Origin of the sequence: Trebonia sp. (assembly GCF_049794275.1) — a bacterium.
Taxonomy (GTDB): Bacteria; Actinomycetota; Actinomycetes; order Streptosporangiales; family Streptosporangiaceae; genus Trebonia.
The window spans coordinates 1-2867 of the sequence record NZ_JBARCR010000115.1; the positions used below are offsets into that span (position 1 = coordinate 1).

The 2867-nt window shown below is 68.6% G+C and carries 3 protein-coding genes; 2 read left to right on the forward strand and 1 reads right to left on the reverse strand.

The genetic code is table 11. The annotated features are described in order from the left end of the window. Positions 1-473 (reverse strand): aldo/keto reductase (locus tag WA805_RS03045; RefSeq protein ID WP_425241595.1); only part of this gene is annotated, 473 nt, incomplete at its 3' end. A 164-nt stretch (positions 474-637) separates the two neighbouring features. On the opposite strand from WA805_RS03045, the gene WA805_RS03050 reads away from it, so the two are divergent. After that, a complete protein-coding gene (locus WA805_RS03050) occupies positions 638-1630 on the forward strand; it encodes a hypothetical protein (RefSeq protein ID WP_422273551.1) in 993 nt (330 codons plus the stop codon). Positions 1631-1664: 34 nt separating this feature from the next. Next, entirely contained in the window at positions 1665-2681 is a 1017-nt protein-coding gene (locus WA805_RS03055) for an amidohydrolase family protein (RefSeq protein WP_422273553.1), read from the forward strand. The last annotated feature ends 186 nt before the right edge of the window (positions 2682-2867 follow it).

Consider the following 2867-nt stretch of genomic DNA (forward strand, 5'->3'; position numbering starts at 1 on the left):
ACCTGAACCGTATCGATGCGGCCGGTGCGCATGAGATCGGCGAGGTCGCCGAAGGCGGCCGGAGAGTAGTGGGTGGCGCCGATCAGGCCGACCAGTCCCCGGTCCCTCGCGGCTTCCAGCATCGGCAGGTGAGCGGGCCAGGCGACCAGGTTGTGGATCTGCATCAGGTCGACCCGGCCGCCGTACCAGTCCACCGCGCGGTCCAGCTGGGCCACGCCCTCCTGTGGAGATGGGGTCCAGATCTTGTCAGCGACGACGACCTGGTCACGCCTGCCCTTTAGTGCGGCGCCGAGCAGCCGCTCCGCGTCGCCGTACATGGGCGAGGTGTCGATAAGCCGGATGCCCGCCGCGATGGCGGCACCAATGAGCTCGCGGTGCCGGCCGCCGGCCGCGGCGGCCTCCAGCCGCCGCCAGGTGCCCAGCCCGACCGCAGGCACGCTCAGCTGGCTCTTGCCTAGGTTCCGGTTCTCCACGTCGGCCTCCTCACTCGGTGCGGCACAACCGGGGTGTGCGGGGGTTTGTTGTTGCCCACGTTGACACGGTACTGATCGTTTCCTAACGTGATCGCTACCAGAGGGAAACAGGCCTGCCAAACTCTGCTGACACTCACGACCTACCGCCACAAGAGGTGTCAGGCATGGCAGATATTGTGATCGGCGTTGCTTCGTCGCACACGCCCCAGCTGAGCTCTGGGGTTGACATGTGGCTAGACCACGCCGAGCGCGACCGGCGCAATCCGCGGCTGCTCGGCAGGGACGCCGCGTACCACACGTACGATGAGCTGCTCGAAGCCGCGGATCCGGCGATCGGGGAGCAGCTCGCGCCCGAGATCTGGGAGCAGAAGTATCAGCGCGGTCAGGAAGCCATCGAGGCGCTGACCGTCTCGCTGGCCAAGGCGAGCCCGGACATCGCGATCGTGATCGGCGACGACCAGCGCGAGATGTTCACCGACGACGGCATCCCCGCGTTCGCCTGCTTCACCGGGCCCGAGCTCGTGGACATGCTGCCGGACGAGGCAGTGCTGCAGCGCATCCCCAAGGGCATCCGCGCCGCGTACTGGGCCGTGCACGCCGACGAGCCGGCCACGCACCTGGTCGCTCAGGAGCTGAGCGCGCACGTCGCTGAACAGCTTGCCTGGGACGACTTCGATCTGACCGTGGTGCGGCAGCAGGCCGCCGGACGCACCCTGGGGCACGCTTTCACCTTCCCCAGGTACCGGCTCGGGCTGCCGCACAGCACGCCGATCGTGCCGGTCTTCGTGAACACCTACTACCCGCCGAACGTGCCGTCCGCGACGCGGTGCTACCAGCTCGGCAGGGCGTTGCGCCGTGCCGTGGAGTCCTGGCCTGGCGACGCGCGGGTGGCGGTCATCGCCTCGGGCGGGCTCAGCCACTTCGTCGTTGACGAGGACCTCGACCACCGGGTCCTCGAGGGGCTCACCTCCCGCGACGCGTCGGTCCTCGGCTCCCTGCCGCGGGACCAGCTGCGCTCGGGGAACTCCGAGATCCTCAACTGGGTCGCCGCCGCCGGGGCGCTGGAGCACCTCGCGGCGACCGTGCTCGATTACATCCCCGGCTACCGGACACCAGCGGGCACGGGCGCCGGCATGGCCTTCGCCCGGTGGGAGTGACCGTCCGATGAGTTTCTGACTAGGAAGGATCCTCGTGTACAACAACGTCCGCGTGCTCGACGTCCACGGCCACGTGTCGGTGCCGTTCTCCGCCAACTCCTTCCTCGTGCTCATGATGGGGTCCAACACGCCGATGGCCTCGCCGATCGGCCAGGACAAGGCCGGTCCTGCGGGGGTGACACAAGAGGACTTCCGCGCGGCCGCGCTCGGCCACGCCAAGTACATGGACGACAGGAACATCGACGTGCAGATCATCGGGCCCCGCCCGTTCCTGATGATGGGCTGGATGGAGTCGCACCTGCTGCCGGCCTGGACCCGGTACGTCAACGACATGATCCACCAGCAGTGCCAGCTGGTCCCCGACCGGTTCCTCGGCGCGGCGATGCTGCCGCAGCTGTCCGACGCGCCCGACCTGTCCAACTGCCTGGATGAGCTCAACCGGTGCGTGACCGAGCTCGGGTTCGCCGCCGCGTACGTGTCCCCAGACCCGGCCGGGCGGCGCACCACGCCCGGCATGCACGAGCCGTACTGGTACCCGCTCTACGTGCGCGCCCAGGAGCTCGGCATCCCGCTGATCGTGCACGGCACGAACTCGCTCGACCCGCGGTTCCGGGTGGTGCCGCACAACTACCAGCTCGGCTTCTACACCGAGCAGTACCTCGCCGGGCAGTTCCTGTCCCATGGCGACGTCTTCGAGCGATTCCCCGAGCTGAAGGTGATCATCTGCCACTGCGGCGGCGGGCTGGACCGGTTCATCCCGACCGACCACCACATCGCGCAGAAGGACCTGTCGGAGAACCTGTTCTACGACACGTGCGCGTACGACCTGAACTTCCTCGAGGCGGCCATCAAGCAGCGCGGCGTGCCGCGGCTGTTGTTCGGCACCGAGGCGCCGGGGTCGGGCCGCGCGGTCCGCCCGGAGACCGGCCGGACGAGCGATGACCTGGTGCCCATCATCGGAGCTTTCGATTTCATCACCGAGGATGACAAAATCAAGATCTTCAATGAGAACCCGGCCCGGGTGGTACCCGCGCTGGCCAAGATCCGCTGACGTTGCTGGGAGCGTGCGTGAACGAACGGGACGAGGCGACGCGGGCGGAGACGGTCGGCAGCCTGCTGCGTGACGAGGCCGTGGTCCGTGCCGCCCGGCGCGGCGGCCCGGCTGACGCGGCGGTGCTCGACGACGCCGCGCGGGATGCGATCAGGCTGCAGGAAGAGGCCGGGCTCGACGTCATCA

Coding starts and splice junctions, on each gene's coding strand:
- WA805_RS03050 (WP_422273551.1), top strand. CDS start 638: ATGGCAGATATTGTGATCGGCGTTGCTTCGTCGCACACGCCCCAGCTG.